This window comes from Allobrachymonas sp. (genome assembly GCF_041912815.1).
Taxonomy (GTDB): domain Bacteria; phylum Pseudomonadota; class Gammaproteobacteria; order Burkholderiales; family Burkholderiaceae_C; genus Brachymonas.
Map to the genome: position 1 here is coordinate 24,360 of NZ_JAYRLV010000013.1, position 17,024 is coordinate 41,383.

The window sequence follows — 17,024 nt, forward strand, 5'->3', positions numbered from 1 at the left end:
GGGCTGCATCGCCGCATGGCGGTGCAGAAAATGGCAGTGTGCGTGGGGCGCCGGTGGATGCGCCACGCACACCCGCCTGTACACCGCCGCAGAGGCATGGATGGGCATGGATCAGCCCCGATTCCTGGCATCAGTACCAGACTTCGGGTGCCTCGGGCGAAGGGGCTTCCTCCAGGCTCGGCTGCGACGGTGCATCGAGCCAGCGGCACAGCGGCTCCCACTGTGCCAGATCGCGCTCGAACCGCCGTACCGTCCCGGCATCGAACAGCGTCAGCCCCTGCGCGGCCAGATGCACGTAGTTGTGGGTATCCCGGATCACCGCCTGCAGCGGAAACGGCAGATCGGCCACAAAGTCGCGCAGCTGCGCCAGCGCGATCGTGTGCTCCTTCACCCGCATGCCCACCAGCCCCACATCGAGCTGGCGCAGCAGCTTGCGATGCTCGGCGAGCTGCTGCAGAAAGTCGCGCGTGGCCATCATGTCGAACACGCTCGCCTGCAGCGGCACCACCACCTTGGTGGCCATGCGCAGGGCTTCGCGCAGCGGCTTGCCGTCGAAGCCTGCGGGAGTATCGAGCACCACATGCGTCACCCCGCGCGGCACCTTGAGCTTGCGCGCCTCGGGATCGAGCTCCCAGGGCAGGATGGGCGCCGCCGAGGACGGCCGCAGCGCGAGCCACTGGCGCCCCGACTGCTGCCGATCCAGGTCTCCGAGCATCACCGACGCCCCCTGCGAGGCAAAGTACCCCGCCACCTGGGTTGCCAGCGTGGACTTGCCCACGCCTCCCTTGGGATTGATCACGACGATGACCGGCACATCCGCTCCTTCCGCAGGCCGCACAGGCCTCCTGTCCCATATGGGGCCCCGGCACGGGCCGGGACGTGACCGACTGCACGCCGGAACAGCCTGCGGACGGCCACCCTGCACCTCCCGTCGCCCTGCCCGCGCACAGATCGCTTATATTTCTCCCATGTTAATGCAACCCAGCCAGGCCGACGTGCGCCGCTACTTCTGCGCCGTCCACGCCAAATCCCAGACCGGCGCCACGCTCGACCCCATGGAATCCCTGATCGCCGGATGGATCGCGGAACACCCCGAGTTCCATGCAGCGCTCGCCGACACCGACGCAGCCCTCGCCGCCATGCACGTCCCGGACACCGAAGGTGCCACCAACCCCTTCCTGCACCTGTCGATGCACCTCACCATCAGCGAGCAGTGCAGCATCGACCAGCCCCGGGGCATTCGGCAGGCCGTGGAACTGCTCGCCGCCCGCCGCAAGGACCTGCACGAGGCCCACCATGCCGTCATGGACTGTCTGGGACGCATGATCTGGGAGAGCCAGCGCAGCGGACGCCCGCCCGACGGCCAGGCCTACCTCGACTGCGTGCAGCGCAAGGCCACCCGCGACTGACCAGCCGCCCGCTCTCCATTCCGATTCCATTCCGATTCTTCCCCATGTCCAGCACCGCCCACAAGTCCGCCAGCCGCTTCGAGAACTGGCAGCCCCGCACCAGCGAGGCCGACCTCCGCTCCACCAGGTCTTCCCCCATCCGGCTCGACCACTTCGATCCCGATGCGCGTCCGTTCTCGACCGGCGACAAGGCCACCGACCGTGCCGCCCTTGAAGCGCTGGCCGAGGACATCAACTCCCTGCAGGAACTGCTCTACGCCAGCAAGTCGCACAAGGTGCTGGTGGTGCTGCAGGGGCTCGATGCCGCCGGCAAGGACGGCACCCTGCGCGGCGTCTTCAGCCGCACCAGCCCCCTCGGGGTGCGCACCGTCGGCTGGAAGGCTCCCAGCGACCTCGAACGCACCCACGACTACCTCTGGCGCATCCATGCCGCCATGCCGCACGACGGCGAGATCATGCTCTTCAACCGCAGCCATTACGAGGACGTGCTCGTGCCCGTGGTGAACCACCAGATCGACGACAGAACCACCCGCCAGCGCTACGCCCAGATCAACGACTTCGAGCGCATGCTCACCGAGAACGGCACCGTCATCATCAAGTGCATGCTGCTCATCAGCAAGGACGAACAGCGCCAACGCCTGCAGGCCCGCATCGACGACCCCACCAAGAACTGGAAATTCAACGTCGACGACCTCGAGACCCGCAAGCACTGGGACGACTACATGGCCGCCTACGCCGCACTGCTCGGTGCCACCAGCACCCCGTGGGCGCCGTGGACCATCGTGCCGGCCAACAGCAAGACCCATCGCAACCTGATGATCGCCACCCTGGTGCGCGACGTGCTCCAGAGCCTCGGGCTGCACTATCCGCCGGCCATCCCCGAACTTCGCAATCTGCACATCGACTGACCTCCCTCTCCCCTGCCTCTTTTTCACTCACCATGCTGCCCGTCTCCGCCCTGCGCGACTTCCGCCCCCTCGTGTGCACTCCCAGCCATGACGGCAAGTACTTTCACAACTACATCGTGAGCCTGCTCAACCTGCAGGCCCACAGCGTGCGCCTCGGGCTCGACCTGCAGATCAGCCTGCACGCGGGCGAGAGCCTCATCACCCGCGCACGCAACAACTGCGTGGCAGCCTTTCTCGCCAACCCGGCCTGGACGCACCTCATCTGGATCGACTCCGACATCGGCTTCTCGCCCGACGCCGTGTTCCGCCTGCTGCTCTCCAACCACGACATCGCTGCCGGCGTCTACCCGCTCAAGTACGAGAACTGGCCCGCCGAAGGCGTCCCTGCCGGCACGACCCGCGAGGAATTCAACGCCCGCCATGCGCGCTACACCGTCAACACCGACGCCAACACCGATGGCAAGGTGGTGCTCGACATCGACGAGGACGGATTCCTCACCGTCACCGAGGCCCCCACCGGCTTCATGGCCATCCGGCGCGAAGTCTTCCTGGCCATGATGCAGCACTACCCCGAGCTGCGCTACGTGCCCGACAGCATCGGCCACGAGGACCAGGGCCTGCACTACCGCTTCTTCGACGTGATGGTGCACCCCGTCTCGCGCCGCTACCTCTCCGAGGACTACGGCTTCTGCTGGCTATGGTCGCAGATGGGCGGCAAGATCCACCTCGACGCCAACTCCAACCTCAGCCACCAGGGCCAGAAGCTCTACCGGGGCGACTTTGCCGCCTCCCTCGCCGCCAACCTGCCCGGAGCCGTCGGCGCGCCGGTCGGCCTGCCCATGGAACTCCACGGCATGCAGTACCTGCACGCCAACCCCGCCGGTCCGGCCTGAGGCCTCCGGCACATCCTCCCTGCACTGCTCCGCCGCTCCTTTCCTTTCCGTTCCACGCCATGAAATTCCAAGGTTCCTCCCACTACGTCGCCACCGATGACCTCCGCCTGGCCGTCAACGCCGCCATCACCCTCCAGCGGCCGCTGCTGGTCAAGGGCGAACCCGGCACAGGCAAGACCATGCTGGCAGAGGAAGTCGCCCGCGAGCTCGACATGCCCCTGCTGCAGTGGCACATCAAGAGCACCACCAAGGCCCAGCAGGGCCTGTACGAATACGACGCCGTGAGCCGCCTGCGCGACTCCCAGCTGGGCGAGGACCGCGTCCGTGACATCCGCAACTACATCGTCAAGGGCGTGCTGTGGCAGGCCTTCACGGCCGAGCAGCCGGTGGCGCTCCTGATCGACGAAATCGACAAGGCCGACATCGAATTCCCGAACGACCTGCTGCGCGAGCTCGACCGCATGGAGTTCTACTGCTACGAGACGCGCGAGCTGGTCCGCGCCAGGCACCGCCCCCTCGTCTTCATCACCAGCAACAACGAAAAGGAGCTGCCAGACGCCTTTCTGCGCCGCTGCTTCTTTCACTACATCCAGTTCCCCGACACACCCACGCTCGAAAAGATCGTGGCTGTGCATTTCCCCACCCTGCACCAGGACCTGCTCGCCGCCGCGCTGGAGGCCTTCCAGACCCTGCGCTCCGTGCCCGGCATCAAGAAGAAACCGAGCACCAGCGAGCTGCTCGACTGGCTGCGCCTGCTCATGGCCGAGCACATCCCCCCGGAAGCCCTGCGCACCGGCGAAGGCGGCAGCATGACCACCCCGCCGCTGCTGGGTGCCCTGCTCAAGAACGAACAGGATCTCTCCCTGTTCGACAAGCTCGTCGCCATGCAGAACCGCCGCCGCTGAACCTCCTCCGCCCCTGCCATGGACAAACATCCCTCTCACTCCACTGCCTCCCTGCCTGCGGACGAACCCGTCAGCAGCGCCGAGCGCGCACGGGCCGCCAGCCGCAGCACCTGGGTCAGCGTCGGCGTCAATCTCTGTCTGTCGTGCGCGCAGATCCTGGTCGGCCTCGTGGCCCATTCCCAGGCCCTGGTGGCCGACGGGCTGCACTCGCTCTCCGATCTGTTCGCCGACTTCGTCGTGCTGGTAGCCAACCGCTTCAGCTCCGCCGCCTCGGACGAGGACCACCACTACGGCCACTACCGCTACGAGAACGCCGCCTCGCTCGTCATCGGCCTGCTGCTGCTGGCCGTGGCCACCGGCATGCTGTGGTCCGGCGTGCACAAGGTGCTCGCCCCCGAGGCCATCACGCCCGCCCACGCCAGTGCGCTGTGGGTCGCGGGGGCAGCCCTGATCGCCAAGGAACTGCTCTTTCGCTACATGCTGGCCGTGGCCCAGCGCGTGCGCTCGACCCTGCTGGTGGCCAACGCCTGGCATGCCCGCTCGGACGCCGCCTCCTCGCTGATCGCGCTCGTGGGCATCGGGGCCAGCCTGCTTGGCCACCCCGTGCTCGACCCCGTTGCCGGACTGGTAGTGGGGCTGTTCGTGCTGCGCATGGGCTTTTCCTTCACCTGGGCGGCGCTCAGCGACCTCATGGACCACTCGGCTGACGCGGCGGACAATGCCCGCATCGAAGACCTCATCCGCACCACGCCCCAGGTGGCCGGACTGCACAATCTGCGCACCCGCAAGATGGGCGACCTCATCCTCGTGGACGTCCACGTCGAGGTGGCCGGCACCCTCAACGTGCGGGAGGGGCATGACATCGCCCTGCGCGCGCGCGACCGCGTGCTCGACGCGATGCCGCAGGTGCTCAACGTCATGACCCACATCGACCCGGTCTGAGGCCGGGCACCGGCCCTCTCCCGTTTTTTTCGCTTCTGCCATGTCCCAGCCCCGCCCCATCGATCCCGTTCCAGTCACCCTGCGCCTGCAGGGCATCCGGCTCGAACCGCTCGCTCCCACGCATGCCCCGGGACTGGCCGCAGCCGCCGCCGATGGCGCGCTCTGGGAGCTGCGGGTGGCCAGTGTGCCGGCTCCGGGAGACGAAGCCAGCTACATCACCACGGCGCTGCGCATGCAGGCCGCAGGAGAGCGCCTGCCCTTTGCCGTGATCGACGAGGCCAGCGGGCGCGTGCTGGGCTCCACGGGCTACCACGGCATCCTGCGCGACATCGGACGGCTGGAGATCGGCTACACCTGGTACGCCCGCAGCGTCCAGCGCAGCCATGTCAACACGAGCTGCAAGCTCATGCTGCTTGCCCACGCCTTCGATACGCTGGGAGCTGCCGTCGTGGGATGGCGCACCGACATCCTCAACACGGCCAGCCAGCAGGCCATCGAACGGCTCGGCGCCCGCAGGGACGGCGTGCTGCGCCAGCATACCCTGCGCCGCGACGGCACCGTGCGCGACACCGTCATGTACAGCATGCTCCGCGAGGAATGGCCGGCAGCCCGCCCCCATCTGCAGGAACGGCTGACCCGCCACGCATCCGGGCTGTAGAGCCGCTGCTCAGTCAGGAGCGGACTGACTGCGGCCGTGTCAACTCAAGGCAGAACCAGTCCGGTCGACTGCCGCCGTCCGCACCCACTCATTCCTTCACTGCAGGCTGGCGAGCCGGGGCAGGTGTTCTTCGGGCAGCACTTCGGAGAGGCGCTCCTGCACCTTGGCGGCATACGTGGGGTTGGTCGCCTCGGCAAAATGGCGCGCGCCCCGCAGCAGGTGCCCCACCAGCTCGTTCTCATCCGCGCTGGTCTGAATGTCCACCGCCAGGGCAGAGGCCTCCATGCTGCGCACAAGCTGGAGCATGTCGAGGATGTACATCTTGGCTGCCACGATGGACCGCCGCGCGGCCGGGCGTGTCCGGGCCGGCTGCGCAGCCGCAGCCACGGGCTCGGTCTCTTCGCGCGTGACGATGGGAGCCACGGCAGGCGTCGTGTCCTTTTCGACCGGGCGGGCCGCACGCTCGGCCACAGGCTCTGCCACCGGAACGGCAGGCCGGGTCACGATGGGCGCAGGCGCCTGCGATGGGATGGGCGTGGCCTCGCGGGCGCCAAAGAGCCGACTGAGGAGGGAACGCTGATCTTCCGGCCGCTCCTCAGAAGCACTCGGCGGAGCCGCATGCGGAGCGGATGCACCGGGCGTGCGCACCGGACGGATCAGCCCCATGTCTTCGAGCTTGATGAGAATGTGCAGCGCCTCCTCGCCCATGGTCTGGAGCATGCGCCGGCTGGCATCCGACCCCGTGGCCAGCACCATGATCTGACGCTCCCGCACCGTAAGCGTCTTGCTGCGTGACTGCAGAATTTCGAGCCCTGCTGCCGTGTATTCCATGACTTCCTCCCCGGTGGCACGTCACCACCCGCGCTGACAACCCTACGGGCGCGACTATAGGAAGTCTGTTTGACAATACGATGAAACATCTCCCCTGTGCACGTGGGGAGATGGGCAGTTTCACACGGGTGCAGCTCCCGCAGACGCAGGCCCCTGCGATGGACGCAGGAGATCCACCGGCTCGATCAGTCGTCCTTGAGGAGGCTGGCCATGCGTTGGGTGTATTCGAGCGGAAGGATGTCGCGCAGCTTGGTGCGCATGTGGCCCGCGCGCTCCTCTCCCGCCATGCGCAGGAAGTACCCTGCCCCTTCGGTGAAGGCCCGCAGAAGGTCGATCGGCTCACTGGCAGCTCCGATCTGGAGGGCCAGTTCCTCGGCTCGCGGCTGCGCCAGGGTCCGCAGCATCGCCTGCAGGTAGAGCTGCGTGGCCTTGGCCGAGCGCACGGGGCTGCTGTCGGCAGCATCCGGGGCTGCCGGCTGAGCCTCGGGGGCAGGCGCCATGGCGGCTGCATGGGCCGTCATGTCCGACAGGCTGCGCAGGGCCTCTTCGGCGGCACGGCGCTCCTCTGCGCTCTGGGGCTTGGCCGCCGCATAGAAGTCGGCATCGAGAAAACTCCCCATCACCGCCTCAGGTGCACCCGGCACCTTCAGGAACCCCCGTGTCTGCAGCTCGCGCACCAGATGCTCGCCCTCTGCACCCATGGCTTCGAGGAGCTTGATATTGCATTCAGCATCGCTGGTGGCGAGCCGCATGATCTGGCGTTCCCGCACGGACAGTACACGCGAACCGTTTTTGAGAGCTTGCCGGCCAGCCTCTGTGCATTCCATCAACATCCGTATGCTTTCTGCTATAACTTCAACGATCTCCCTGCCACCTGAACTTCTCTTTCGGCAGAAAGTGCATGCTGCGTCATGCCCCTGACACCCGGGTATGCATGTATGCGCAGTTTTGGAGTTATAGCACGCAGCTTTTCTGTGCACCATAGGGTGGTGGGTGGTTTTTTTGCCTTACAGGGCGCCGAATACCGCTGTTTTGATGGAAGTCAATCGTTCATGCTGATCCCCTTTTTCCAGGCTCTGCGCCAGGCAGGCGTCCCGGTGTCGGTGCGGGAGTTTCTCTCCCTGCTCGAAGCCCTGCAGGCGCAGGTGATCGGCCCGGAAGCCGATGCCTGCGGCATGGACGATTTCTACCACCTGGCCCGCACCTGCCTCGTCAAGGACGAACGCCACTACGACCGCTTCGACCAGGCGTTTGGCCTGTACTTCCAGGGCATCGAACAGGTGTCGGATGTGCTGCGCGAGCTGCCTGACGACTGGCTGCGCAAGACGCTGGAGCGTCACCTGAGCCCGGAGGAGCGGGCCGCCATCGAGGCCATGGGCTGGGACGAGCTCATGGAGACGCTGCGCAAGCGCCTGGAGGAACAGAAGGAGCGCCACGCCGGCGGCAACAAATGGATCGGCACCGGGGGCACATCGCCCTTCGGGCATGGCGGCTACAACCCGGCCGGCATCCGCATCGGGGGGCCGGGCCGCAACCGCAGCGCCGTGAAGGTGTGGGAGCAGCGTACCTTCCGCGACTACGACGACACCCAGGAGCTCGGCACCCGCACCATCAAGATGGCGCTGCGCAGGCTGCGCTCCTTCGCACGGCGGGGCGCAGCCGACGAGCTGGCGCTCGACGAGACCATCCGTGCCACGGCAGCCAATGCCGGCTGGCTCGACATCCGCATGCGCCCCGAGCGCCGCAACGCCGTCAAGGTGCTGCTGCTCATGGATGTGGGTGGCAGCATGGACGACCATGTGCAGCGGGTGCAGGAGCTGTTCAGCGCCGCGCGCGCCGAGTTCAAGCATCTGGATTTCTTCTACTTCCACAACTGCGTCTACGACCACGTGTGGCGCAACAACCATCGCCGCTACGCCGAGAAGTTCTCCACCTGGGACATTCTGCGCACCTACAACAAGGACTACCGGCTGGTGTTCGTGGGCGATGCCACCATGAGTCCCTACGAAATTCTCCAGCCCGGCGGCAGCGTGGAGTACACCAACGAAGAGGCCGGCGCCGTGTGGCTGCAGCGGCTGCTGCAGGGGTTCCCCAAGTATCTGTGGATCAATCCCGAGCCGCAGGATGTGTGGCCCTACCGCCCCAGCGTCGACCTGATCGGCCAGATCATCGGCCATGACCACATGGTGCCGCTGACGCTCAAGGGACTTGAACAGGGCGTGCAGCTGCTGACCTGAAGCAGGGCGCACCGTACCGGAATCCGCTACAGTCGGCAGGTCACGATGCGCATGTTCCATGAATTCTCCGCGACCGCTTGCCCGCACTGACAGGGCTGTCTCCCCTCTCCTGTTCCCCCGCGCGGCGGGACAGGGTCTGCGTGCGTGCCTGGCAGGGTGCCTGGGGGCCATGCCCCTGGCCTGGGCCGCCAGCAGTGCGGCTTCGGGCACCGTCCCTGCTGCTGCCGCATCGGCGGTGCTGCCGTCTGCACCGGCATCGGTTCCGCTGTCTACCTCGACGCACGCTGCGGCCTCCGCTGCGGCATCTCCCGCGTCCTCTGCGTCTGCCTCGGAGCCCGGCTTTGCGCCGGTGGCCCAGGGGCAGACCTTCACCATTCGCATCGAGGCGCCAGAGGACATCCGCACTTTCGTGGACCGCTACCTGGAGCTGCACAAGTACCAGAAGGTCAGCGACCTCGACGCGGTCGAGCTGCAGCGCCTGCTCGACCTGTCCGACACCAACATCCGCCAGCTGCTGGGCACGCAGGGCCACTTCACCCCCACCATCACGCAGAAGCTCGAACCGGCATCGGCCACGCCCCCCGCAGCCTCCGCGTCAGCCCCTGCGGCAGCGCTGCCTGAGGTGCACATCACCATCGATCCCGGCCCCAAGACCACCATCGGCGCGGTGGATCTGGGCTTTGCGGGCGCCATTGCCTCCGCTCCCACAGCCGCCCGGCAGCTTGCCTCTGCACGCACGCGCTGGTCCCTGCCCACGGGCAGCCCGTTCACCCAGACGGCCTGGAGCACGGCCAAGGCCGAGACGCTGCAGCGCCTGCAGAACCGGCGCTTTCCCACGGCACGGCTCGTGCAGAGCCGCGCCGAAGTCGATCCCGACACCCACACGGCGCACCTCGTGGTCGATTACGACTCGGGCCCGCTCTACCGCTATGGCCCGCTGCGCATCCAGGGCGCCCAGCGGTACGACCCCAAGATCATCGAGCGTCTGGTGCGCCTGCCGGTCGGCTCCGAATACCGCCAGCGCGACCTGCTCGATGCCCAGCAGCGCCTGCTCGACAGCGGCTACTACAACAGCGCCTTCGTCACCCTCGATACAGACGCCCACACCGATCCGGCCGCCGCGCCGGTGACGGCACAGGTGCGCGAGGCCAAGCTGCAGCGCGTGGTGCTCGGGGTGGGTGTGAGCACCGATCGTGGGCCGGGCGTGACCATGGACCACACCCACAACCAGCTCCCCGGCCTCGGCTGGCGCGCCCTGACCAAGCTGGAAGTCGACAAGAAGCTCCAGACCTTCAGTACCAGCCTGCTGTCGCCGCCGGATGACGGGCTCTGGCACTGGATGACCAATGCCACCGCCTCGCACGAGCATCTCACGGACCATACCCAGACCACCCAGCAGCTCAAGTTCGGCCGCACCAAGACCGACCGGGAGATCGACCGCACCGTGTATCTCGCCTACGACCGCAGCAAGGCCGACTACACGGACGGCAGCCGCATCAACGCACAGGCACTGAGCGCGAACTTCATCTGGACCTATCGCCGCTTCAACAGCACCACCTTTCCCACGCGCGGCTATGGCGTGGGCATCGAGGTCGGCGGCGGCATGACGCTGCATCCGCGCCGCATTCCGTTCACGCGGGTGGTGGGGCGGTATCTGGGCTTTCTGTCCCTCGACGACAGCCTCGGGCAGGGCCTGCGCGACGCCCTGCCGCTGCCCTCGCAGATCAAGGCGGCCGCCACGGGTCAGGCTGCCGCCGCGAGCGACGCCTCCGACGACCTGCAGCGGCAGGCGGCGGCTGCCCTGCGCCAGCGGCAGCGCCGCAACGGCGAGCTGGTGTTCCGCATCGAAGGCGCCGGGGTCTACACCAAGAGCGATGCCGTGATTCCGCCGAACCTGCTGTTTCTGGCTGGCGGCGACACCACGGTGCGCGGCTATGGCTACCAGGAACTGGGCGTCACCAACGCCAACGGCATCGTGGTGCCGGGGCGCTACCTGGTCACCGGCAGCGTGGAGTACCGGCGCCCCATCTTCCGCGCGGGCAAGCGCACCAGCTGGGACAGCGTGGCCTATGTCGACGCCGGTGCCGTGGCCGATGCGCCATCGGGCCTGCACCCGCTGCGCATCGGCATCGGCACGGGGGCGCTGTATCGCAGCCCGGTCGGGCCGATCCAGATGTCGGTCGCCTACGGGCTCTATACCCACAAGCTGCGCCTGCACCTCAACCTGGGATTCACGTTCTGATGCCGGCCTCCGATCTCCCGCCCTCTTCCGATTCGCAAGCGCCCCTGACGCCCGCCCTCGGGGAGGCGCCAGCCGCCTCTCCTGAGCCATCCACCGCTCCCGCACGCCCCGTGCCACCCACCCGCTGGCAGCGTGCACGGCGCGCGGCACGCCGCACCGTGCGCTGGAGCCTCTGGTCCCTGCTGGGGGGAGTCGTGCTGCTGGCGCTGGCACTCGGCGGACTGTGGGCCTGGTCGGCGCGGGATCAGTCCCTCGCCACCGTGGTACGCATCGTGCAGGGCTACCTGCCTGCCACCATGTCCCTGCAGGCCGAAGGCGTATCGGGCACCGTGCGCCACGGGGGACACATCAAGCGGCTGGTGTACACCCGTACCGGCACCGATGCGGACGGCTACACCGGCGGCACGCTGGTGGTCACGCTGGACCGGATCGACGTGGCCTGGGAGCTGGCCGCCCTGTGGGATCGGGCCACCCGGTTCAGCCAGGTCCATGCACGCACCGTGACCTGGCAGGACACACGGGTGAAGAAGCCCCTCACGTCCCCCACGCAGCCCCTGCAGTCGCTCACGCTGCCCATCGGGGTGGAGCTGCCCTTCTCGATCGATACCCTGCGCCTCGTGGGCAAGCCGCAGGAGCAGGCCGACATCCGCGCCGACACCCCGGCCGAGGCGGCTTCTGCTGCAGCATCGGCCCAGCGCGCGCAGACTGCACGCACACAGGCCACTTCCCGCTCCACGCCGCCGGCACAGGTCCCGGCCTCGCCGGACACAGTCGTCACCCAGCTGCGCGGGCGCTATCGCTACGACCGGCTCACCACCCATCACCAGCTCCAGATCGATGCGCTCACCCTCGCGCAGGGGCATTACCGCGCTGCCCTCGACCTCCAGGGCGCTGCCCCCATGGCCCTGCAGGCGCAGGCCTCTGCCGTGCTCGATCTGCCGGCAAGTGCCAACCGCTCGGCCCAGCGCCTGCTTGCGGCCCTGGGTGCAGCAGGCACCCTGTCGGGCACGGACGCCCTGCTGGCCGTCGAATCCCATGTGCGCCCCGTGGCGATCCCCGCCGCATCTTCTGCCTCTGCCCCCGGCCGCGCGCACACCACGGCCGCAGCCAAGTCAGGTTCCCGCACGACTGCCCCTGACGTGCCGACACAGCTCGACCTGCGCGCGCGCCTTTTCCCCTGGCAGACCCAGCCCATCGCCAGCGCCCAGGCCCAGTGGCAGGCACTGGATCTGCAGGCTTTCTGGCCTGCCGCACCACGCACCCGGCTGCAGGGCCAGCTGGATCTCCAGCCCCTCGCCGGCAGTGCCTCCGCCGCCAGCGGGGCCAGCCCCACCGCCACCACCCCCGGCATGCTGGGCGCACTCGGCCCCGCGCACTGGCAGCTCAAGGCCCAGATCACCAACCAGGGCAGCGGCGCCTGGGACCGGGGACTCCTCCCGCTCGACCGGCTCGACACCCTCATGCAGTACCGTGCCGGCTCCCTCGACATGACCCGCCTGGCCGTGCAGATCGCCAAGGGACAGATCGAGGGACACGGAAGCTACCGCCCCCGGACCGGCTGGCTGGGCGCCCTGTCCATCCGCCATCTCGACCCCGCCCTGTTCGACAGCCATCTCGCCGCTGCACCAATCAGCGGCACGATCGAGGCACACAGCACCGCCGCTGCCGCCGCCTCGGCCCAGGCCCCCATCGCCTTCAAGGCACGGCTGGCCTCGGACGGCGGCAGCCGCACAACCCGCCGTGCAGCAGACCGCCAGCTCGCGCTCGACACCGTGACCGTGCAGGGCAGCTGGAACGGCCAGGTACTCGATCTTCCGACCCTCGACATGCGCGCATTCGGCGCCACCCTGCAAGGCCATGCCCGCTACACCCCGTCCTCTCCGAACGTGTCGGGCCGACTTGCCCTGGCACTGCCCGGCGCCACGGCACAAGTCGATGGCGCACTCGGCGCCTCCACCGGACAGGGCACCCTGCGCGCCACCATCACCGACCTGCACCGGCTCTCCTCCTGGCTGACCCAGTGGCCAGGCACCGATGCCCTGCGCCGGCAGACGCTCACCGGGCAGGCCACTCTGGATGCCAGCTGGACGGGCGGCTGGCAGAACCAGGGACGAGCCCTGCAGCTCAAGGCCCGGCTCGCCGCCCCGACCTTGTCCATGCAGGCCCAGAGCCCTGCCACCGCTCCCCGCACCGAGGTGCGCCAGATGCAGCTCGCAGCCAGCGGCCCTCTGTCCCGCCTTGTTCTGCAAGCCTCTGCCGAGGCCCAGCAGGCCACCCACCACCTCACCGTGGCCCTCGACGGCACCGCCGGCCTGCTCTCCAGTGGCTGGGCGGCCCATCTGCGTGCCACCCGACTCCTCCTGCGCGAAGACCGCACAGGTGCCGCCCCCTGGACCGCCACCCTCACCCAGCCCGTGACGCTGGACCTCACCCGCGACGCCCAGGCCCTGGACCTGCGTACCGGCGCCTGGCATGTCGTGCTGGCAGGAGCGGCCTCCGGACAGCCCCGCCTCGATGCCGACCCCCTCCATTTCCGGCTGCAGGGACAGGGCTATACCCTCAGCAGCAAGGGCCGACTGGCCGACGTCCCCCTGAGCTGGCTAGATGCCCTCAGCAACCACGCCCTCAGCGGCAACAGCCTCGCCGGAGATATGGTGCTGGCCGGCCAGTGGGACGCCCAACTCGACCAGGGGCTGCGCCTCACCGCCACCCTGGCCCGCTCCCGGGGAGATCTGGTCGTGCTCGGCGGCAGCGCAGGCACCGGCGCACGCATGGCTGCCGGCGTCCGTGACGCACGCCTCACCCTGCAGGGCAGTGGCAACGCCCTCCATGCCGCCCTGCACTGGGACAGCGCCAACGCCGGCACCGCCGACCTCCAGCTCGCCACCCGGCTCGTGTCGCAATCGGGCGGCTGGAGCCTGCCCGGCACCGCCCCCGTACAGGGCACCATCCGTGCGGACCTCCCCCAGCTCGGCATCTGGAGCCTGTTCGCCCCTCCGGGCTGGCGCCTGCGCGGCACCCTGCAGGCACGGGCCACCGTCGGCGGCACCCTGCAATCCCCTACCCTGCAGGGCACCCTGAATGCCGACGAACTCGGCGTCCGCTCGGTCGTCGACGGCATCGAATTCAACCACGGCACCCTCCGCACCCGCCTGTCGGGCAACCGCCTCGACATCGACACCTTCACGCTTCAGGGCGCCCCCCAGCAGGGCCAGTCCGGCGGCAGCCTCCGCATCAGCGGCAACCTGCAGTGGGGCGACGGCGGCCAGCCGCTCCTCCACACCCTGCGGGCACAGCTTGCCACCCACCTCGACCGCCTCCAGCTCTCCACCCTGTCGGACCGGCAGATCGTGCTCTCGGGCGACATGCAGACCCAGCTCGCCGCCCTGCGCCTCACCATGCGCGGCGCGCTGCGCGTGGACCACGCCTACTTCGTCCTGCCCACCGACACCGCCCCCAGCCTCGATGACGACGTCATCGTCCTGCCCAGCAAGCGCCACCCCCGCGCCACGCAGGCCACCGCCCGAGACAGCTCCTCTACCTCCAGCGCCCCCGCGGCCACCCCGGCCCAGACCGCTCCATCCTCCGGATCGGCCTCCGCGCAGAACAACGGCATCGTGCCCGACATCCACGTCACCCTCGACATGGGAGACGACCTGCGCGTGCGCGGCCGCGGCCTCGACACCCGTCTGCGCGGCCAGCTCACCATCGACAACGGCCCCACCCTGAACGCCCTGCCCCGCCTCAACGGCACCATCCGCACCGACCGTGGCACCTTCCGCGCCTATGGGCAGGAGCTCACCATCAGCAGCGGCCGCCTCATCTTCACCGGCGCCGCCAGCAACCCCACCCTCGACATCTCCGCCGTGCGCCCCAACCTGTCCACCGACGTGCAGGTCGGCGTGCGTGTGCGCGGCACCGCCCAGCACCCCACGGTGCAGCTCTTCTCCGACCCCGAGATGACCGAGCCCGAAAAACTCTCCTGGCTCGTCCTCGGCCGCTCCTCCAGCAGCACCGCCGACACCGCCCTGCTCCAGCAGGCCGCGCTCGCCCTGCTGGCCGGACAGGACGGCAAGGGCCTCACCGGCGAACTCGCCGACGCCCTGGGCCTCGACCAGCTCTCCTTCGGCAACACCACCAGCAGTACCTCGTCCAGCAGCACCACCTCCAGTGGCCTCGCCGGCAGCAGCGTCACCCTCGGCAAGCACTTCAGCCGCAACTTCTCCATGGCCTACGAACGCTCCCTCGACGCCACCATGGGTACCCTCTACTTCTTCTACGACCTCACCCGCCACCTCAAGCTGCGCGGAGAGACCGGCACCGAAAGCGCCATCTCCTTCATCTACACCATCAGCTACGACCACCTTCACTGACCTGCCCAGCAAACGCTCTGGGGCTACAATGGCGGCACATCGCACAGGCCCCTGCCGCGCGACAGCCGCCGTAGTTCAATGGATAGAACGAGCGCCTCCTAAGCGCTAGATACAGGTTCGATTCCTGTCGGGGGCGCCACCCATCTGCCCGCATGCCGCCTCCGGCATCGCGGGTTTTTTGTGGTCCTTGTCACGGGCCCGACTTGGGCCACGTGACATTGTCAACACACAGTGACAAATACCTGACATTGGTTGCGCACGCGCGCGGTTTTTTCGGGCTGTTCCTGTCGCACAATGCATCCAGACAGTTCCCCCACCGCAGGGTTTGCGGTTTTGATGACTTGGAGAAGGTCAGATAAAGAAATTCCTCGCTATCGCATGTGCTGCCGTCGTGACGGCCCTGAGCACTCCCAGCTTTGCCCAGATGCCCGCTCCGGCTGCCGCTCCCGGCATGGCCCGCGCCGAAGCCGCCCACCAAGCCCATCGCGACGTGCGCCAGCAGCGCCGTATGGAACGCCGCGAAATTCACCGCGAACGCCGTGAGCTGCGCCGTGAACACCGCGCCGAACGCCGTGCCCTGCGCCATGAGCGCCGGGCAGAACACCGCGCCATGCGCGCCGAACACCGCCCCGGCATGGGTGTGGGCATGCCCGCTCCCCGTCCGTAAGGCACTGGCCCAGGGAGCTGCGCACGCTGCTGCCAGCCCCCTGTTGCCACTCCTCCACAGGCCGCCACCAGGCGGCCTTTTTCATGCCTGTCGCTCAGAAAAAGCTGGCGGCGATGTTGATCGTCATGGCCAGCACCACGGCATTGAAGGCATAGGCAATCACGCAGTGCACGAGTCCCGTGCGCCGCATGTGCCGGTTGGAAAACTCCACATCGGCCGTCTGCCCTGACGTGGCGATGATGAAGGCACAGTAGAAGAAGTCCATGTAGTCCGGCAGCGGCGTACGCGGGAACTCCAGCCCCGGATTGGCCTTGCAGTCGATGCGCAGGGCCTCGTAGTAGTCATGCGCATAGATGAGCGCATACATGGTGTGGATGTAAAGCCAGGCCATGCACACCGTGACCGCCGTGAGGCCCACATGCGCCACCCGGGAAATGCCGTGCATGTCCTTGGCAGTGGCCAGCTGGGCCACCACGGCCACCAGCGCAAGCACGATGGCCACGGCCGACAGCGCCACGGTCACCCCCCTGGCCTCCGACTGGAGCTTGGCGTGTCGCCGGATGCGGTCCACGCTCGCTCCCCAGCACATCTGCAGCACCGCCAGCAGATACACCAGCACACCCGCGTTCCAGGCCACCAGAAAATGCGTGCTCGGACGGGCATGCCACACATAGGGCAGCAGCCCTCCCACGGCCATACCCAGCGCAATGCTGGCAAAAAGGCGGGGATGCGAACGCAGGGTCTTCATGATGTTCCTGAAAGCACGGGCACCCTGCCTCGGCCGTGCGATACGGCAGACGACAGGCCCTTCGGAGAAGCCTTCATTGTCCTGCAGGCAGGGCCTTCATTTTTTGTCATTTCGCCACACTTGAGCCGGGCCGAGACAGGCCCGACAGCTCCTGTGCGGGAATTTTCGACAGTCTGTCGGACTGGGCCTGTCTCCTGTCACGGACTTGTGG

The 17,024-nt window shown here is 68.0% G+C and carries 14 protein-coding genes and 1 tRNA gene; 11 read left to right on the forward strand and 4 right to left on the reverse strand.

The window, feature by feature from the left end; translation table 11 throughout:
* Positions 1 to 130 precede the first annotated feature (130 nt).
* Positions 131 to 814: an AAA family ATPase gene (locus tag ACE3P9_RS09760; RefSeq protein ID WP_374493742.1), complete on the reverse strand. Its 684-nt coding sequence runs from the start codon at positions 812 to 814 to the stop codon at positions 131 to 133.
* Positions 815 to 968: 154 nt separating this feature from the next.
* Here ACE3P9_RS09760 and ACE3P9_RS09765 point away from each other — a divergent pair, with 154 nt between their 5' ends.
* The 6 genes from ACE3P9_RS09765 to ACE3P9_RS09790 are packed head-to-tail and all read left to right on the forward strand — an operon-like array spanning position 969 to position 5,715.
* The gene (locus ACE3P9_RS09765; RefSeq protein WP_374493743.1) at positions 969 to 1,409 is read left to right on the forward strand and encodes a DUF1841 family protein; all 441 of its coding nucleotides are present in this window, start codon (positions 969 to 971) and stop codon (positions 1,407 to 1,409) included.
* Positions 1,410 to 1,453: 44 nt separating this feature from the next.
* A complete protein-coding gene (locus ACE3P9_RS09770; RefSeq protein ID WP_374493744.1) occupies positions 1,454 to 2,317 on the forward strand; it encodes a PPK2 family polyphosphate kinase in 864 nt (287 codons plus the stop codon).
* A 32-nt stretch (positions 2,318 to 2,349) separates the two neighbouring features.
* Positions 2,350 to 3,210 carry a hypothetical protein gene (locus ACE3P9_RS09775; protein ID WP_374493746.1) on the forward strand — a complete coding sequence of 287 codons (861 nt, stop codon included), beginning with the start codon at positions 2,350 to 2,352 and terminating at the stop codon, positions 3,208 to 3,210.
* Positions 3,211 to 3,269: 59 nt separating this feature from the next.
* Complete coding sequence (locus ACE3P9_RS09780) at positions 3,270 to 4,115, forward strand: AAA family ATPase (protein ID WP_374493748.1); 846 nt, start codon at positions 3,270 to 3,272, stop codon at positions 4,113 to 4,115.
* A gap of 18 nt (positions 4,116 to 4,133) precedes the next feature.
* Positions 4,134 to 5,057, forward strand: coding sequence for a cation diffusion facilitator family transporter (locus ACE3P9_RS09785; protein WP_374493750.1), 924 nt, complete (start codon positions 4,134 to 4,136; stop codon positions 5,055 to 5,057).
* A 40-nt stretch (positions 5,058 to 5,097) separates the two neighbouring features.
* On the forward strand, positions 5,098 to 5,715 hold the full coding sequence (locus ACE3P9_RS09790; RefSeq protein WP_374493751.1) for a GNAT family N-acetyltransferase: 618 nt from the start codon (positions 5,098 to 5,100) through the stop codon (positions 5,713 to 5,715).
* Positions 5,716 to 5,811: 96 nt separating this feature from the next.
* Here ACE3P9_RS09790 and ACE3P9_RS09795 read toward each other — a convergent pair whose 3' ends face one another.
* Both ACE3P9_RS09795 and ACE3P9_RS09800 read right to left on the reverse strand, forming a co-directional pair.
* The gene (locus tag ACE3P9_RS09795; RefSeq protein ID WP_374493752.1) at positions 5,812 to 6,546 is read right to left on the reverse strand and encodes a hypothetical protein; all 735 of its coding nucleotides are present in this window, start codon (positions 6,544 to 6,546) and stop codon (positions 5,812 to 5,814) included.
* A 185-nt stretch (positions 6,547 to 6,731) separates the two neighbouring features.
* On the reverse strand, positions 6,732 to 7,298 hold the full coding sequence (locus ACE3P9_RS09800) for a hypothetical protein (RefSeq protein WP_374493754.1): 567 nt from the start codon (positions 7,296 to 7,298) through the stop codon (positions 6,732 to 6,734).
* 300 nt (positions 7,299 to 7,598) lie between these two features.
* Here ACE3P9_RS09800 and ACE3P9_RS09805 point away from each other — a divergent pair, with 300 nt between their 5' ends.
* From ACE3P9_RS09805 to ACE3P9_RS09825, 5 genes are all read left to right on the forward strand, one after another.
* Positions 7,599 to 8,783 (forward strand): VWA domain-containing protein, encoded by a 1,185-nt coding sequence (locus ACE3P9_RS09805; RefSeq protein ID WP_374493756.1) that lies wholly within the window; start codon positions 7,599 to 7,601, stop codon positions 8,781 to 8,783.
* A gap of 169 nt (positions 8,784 to 8,952) precedes the next feature.
* A complete protein-coding gene (locus ACE3P9_RS09810; protein WP_374493758.1) occupies positions 8,953 to 11,025 on the forward strand; it encodes an autotransporter assembly complex family protein in 2,073 nt (690 codons plus the stop codon).
* Positions 11,025 to 15,398 (forward strand): translocation/assembly module TamB domain-containing protein, encoded by a 4,374-nt coding sequence (locus ACE3P9_RS09815; protein ID WP_374493760.1) that lies wholly within the window; start codon positions 11,025 to 11,027, stop codon positions 15,396 to 15,398. The genes ACE3P9_RS09810 and ACE3P9_RS09815 overlap by 1 nt, the downstream gene beginning before the upstream one ends.
* 64 nt (positions 15,399 to 15,462) lie before the next feature.
* Positions 15,463 to 15,537 (forward strand) — tRNA-Arg (locus ACE3P9_RS09820).
* A gap of 252 nt (positions 15,538 to 15,789) precedes the next feature.
* The gene (locus ACE3P9_RS09825) at positions 15,790 to 16,065 is read left to right on the forward strand and encodes a hypothetical protein (RefSeq protein ID WP_374493761.1); all 276 of its coding nucleotides are present in this window, start codon (positions 15,790 to 15,792) and stop codon (positions 16,063 to 16,065) included.
* A gap of 94 nt (positions 16,066 to 16,159) precedes the next feature.
* Here the strand turns inward: ACE3P9_RS09825 and ACE3P9_RS09830 are convergent, their stop codons facing one another.
* The gene (locus ACE3P9_RS09830; protein WP_374493763.1) at positions 16,160 to 16,813 is read right to left on the reverse strand and encodes a DUF1345 domain-containing protein; all 654 of its coding nucleotides are present in this window, start codon (positions 16,811 to 16,813) and stop codon (positions 16,160 to 16,162) included.
* Between the last annotated feature and the right edge of the window lie 211 nt (positions 16,814 to 17,024).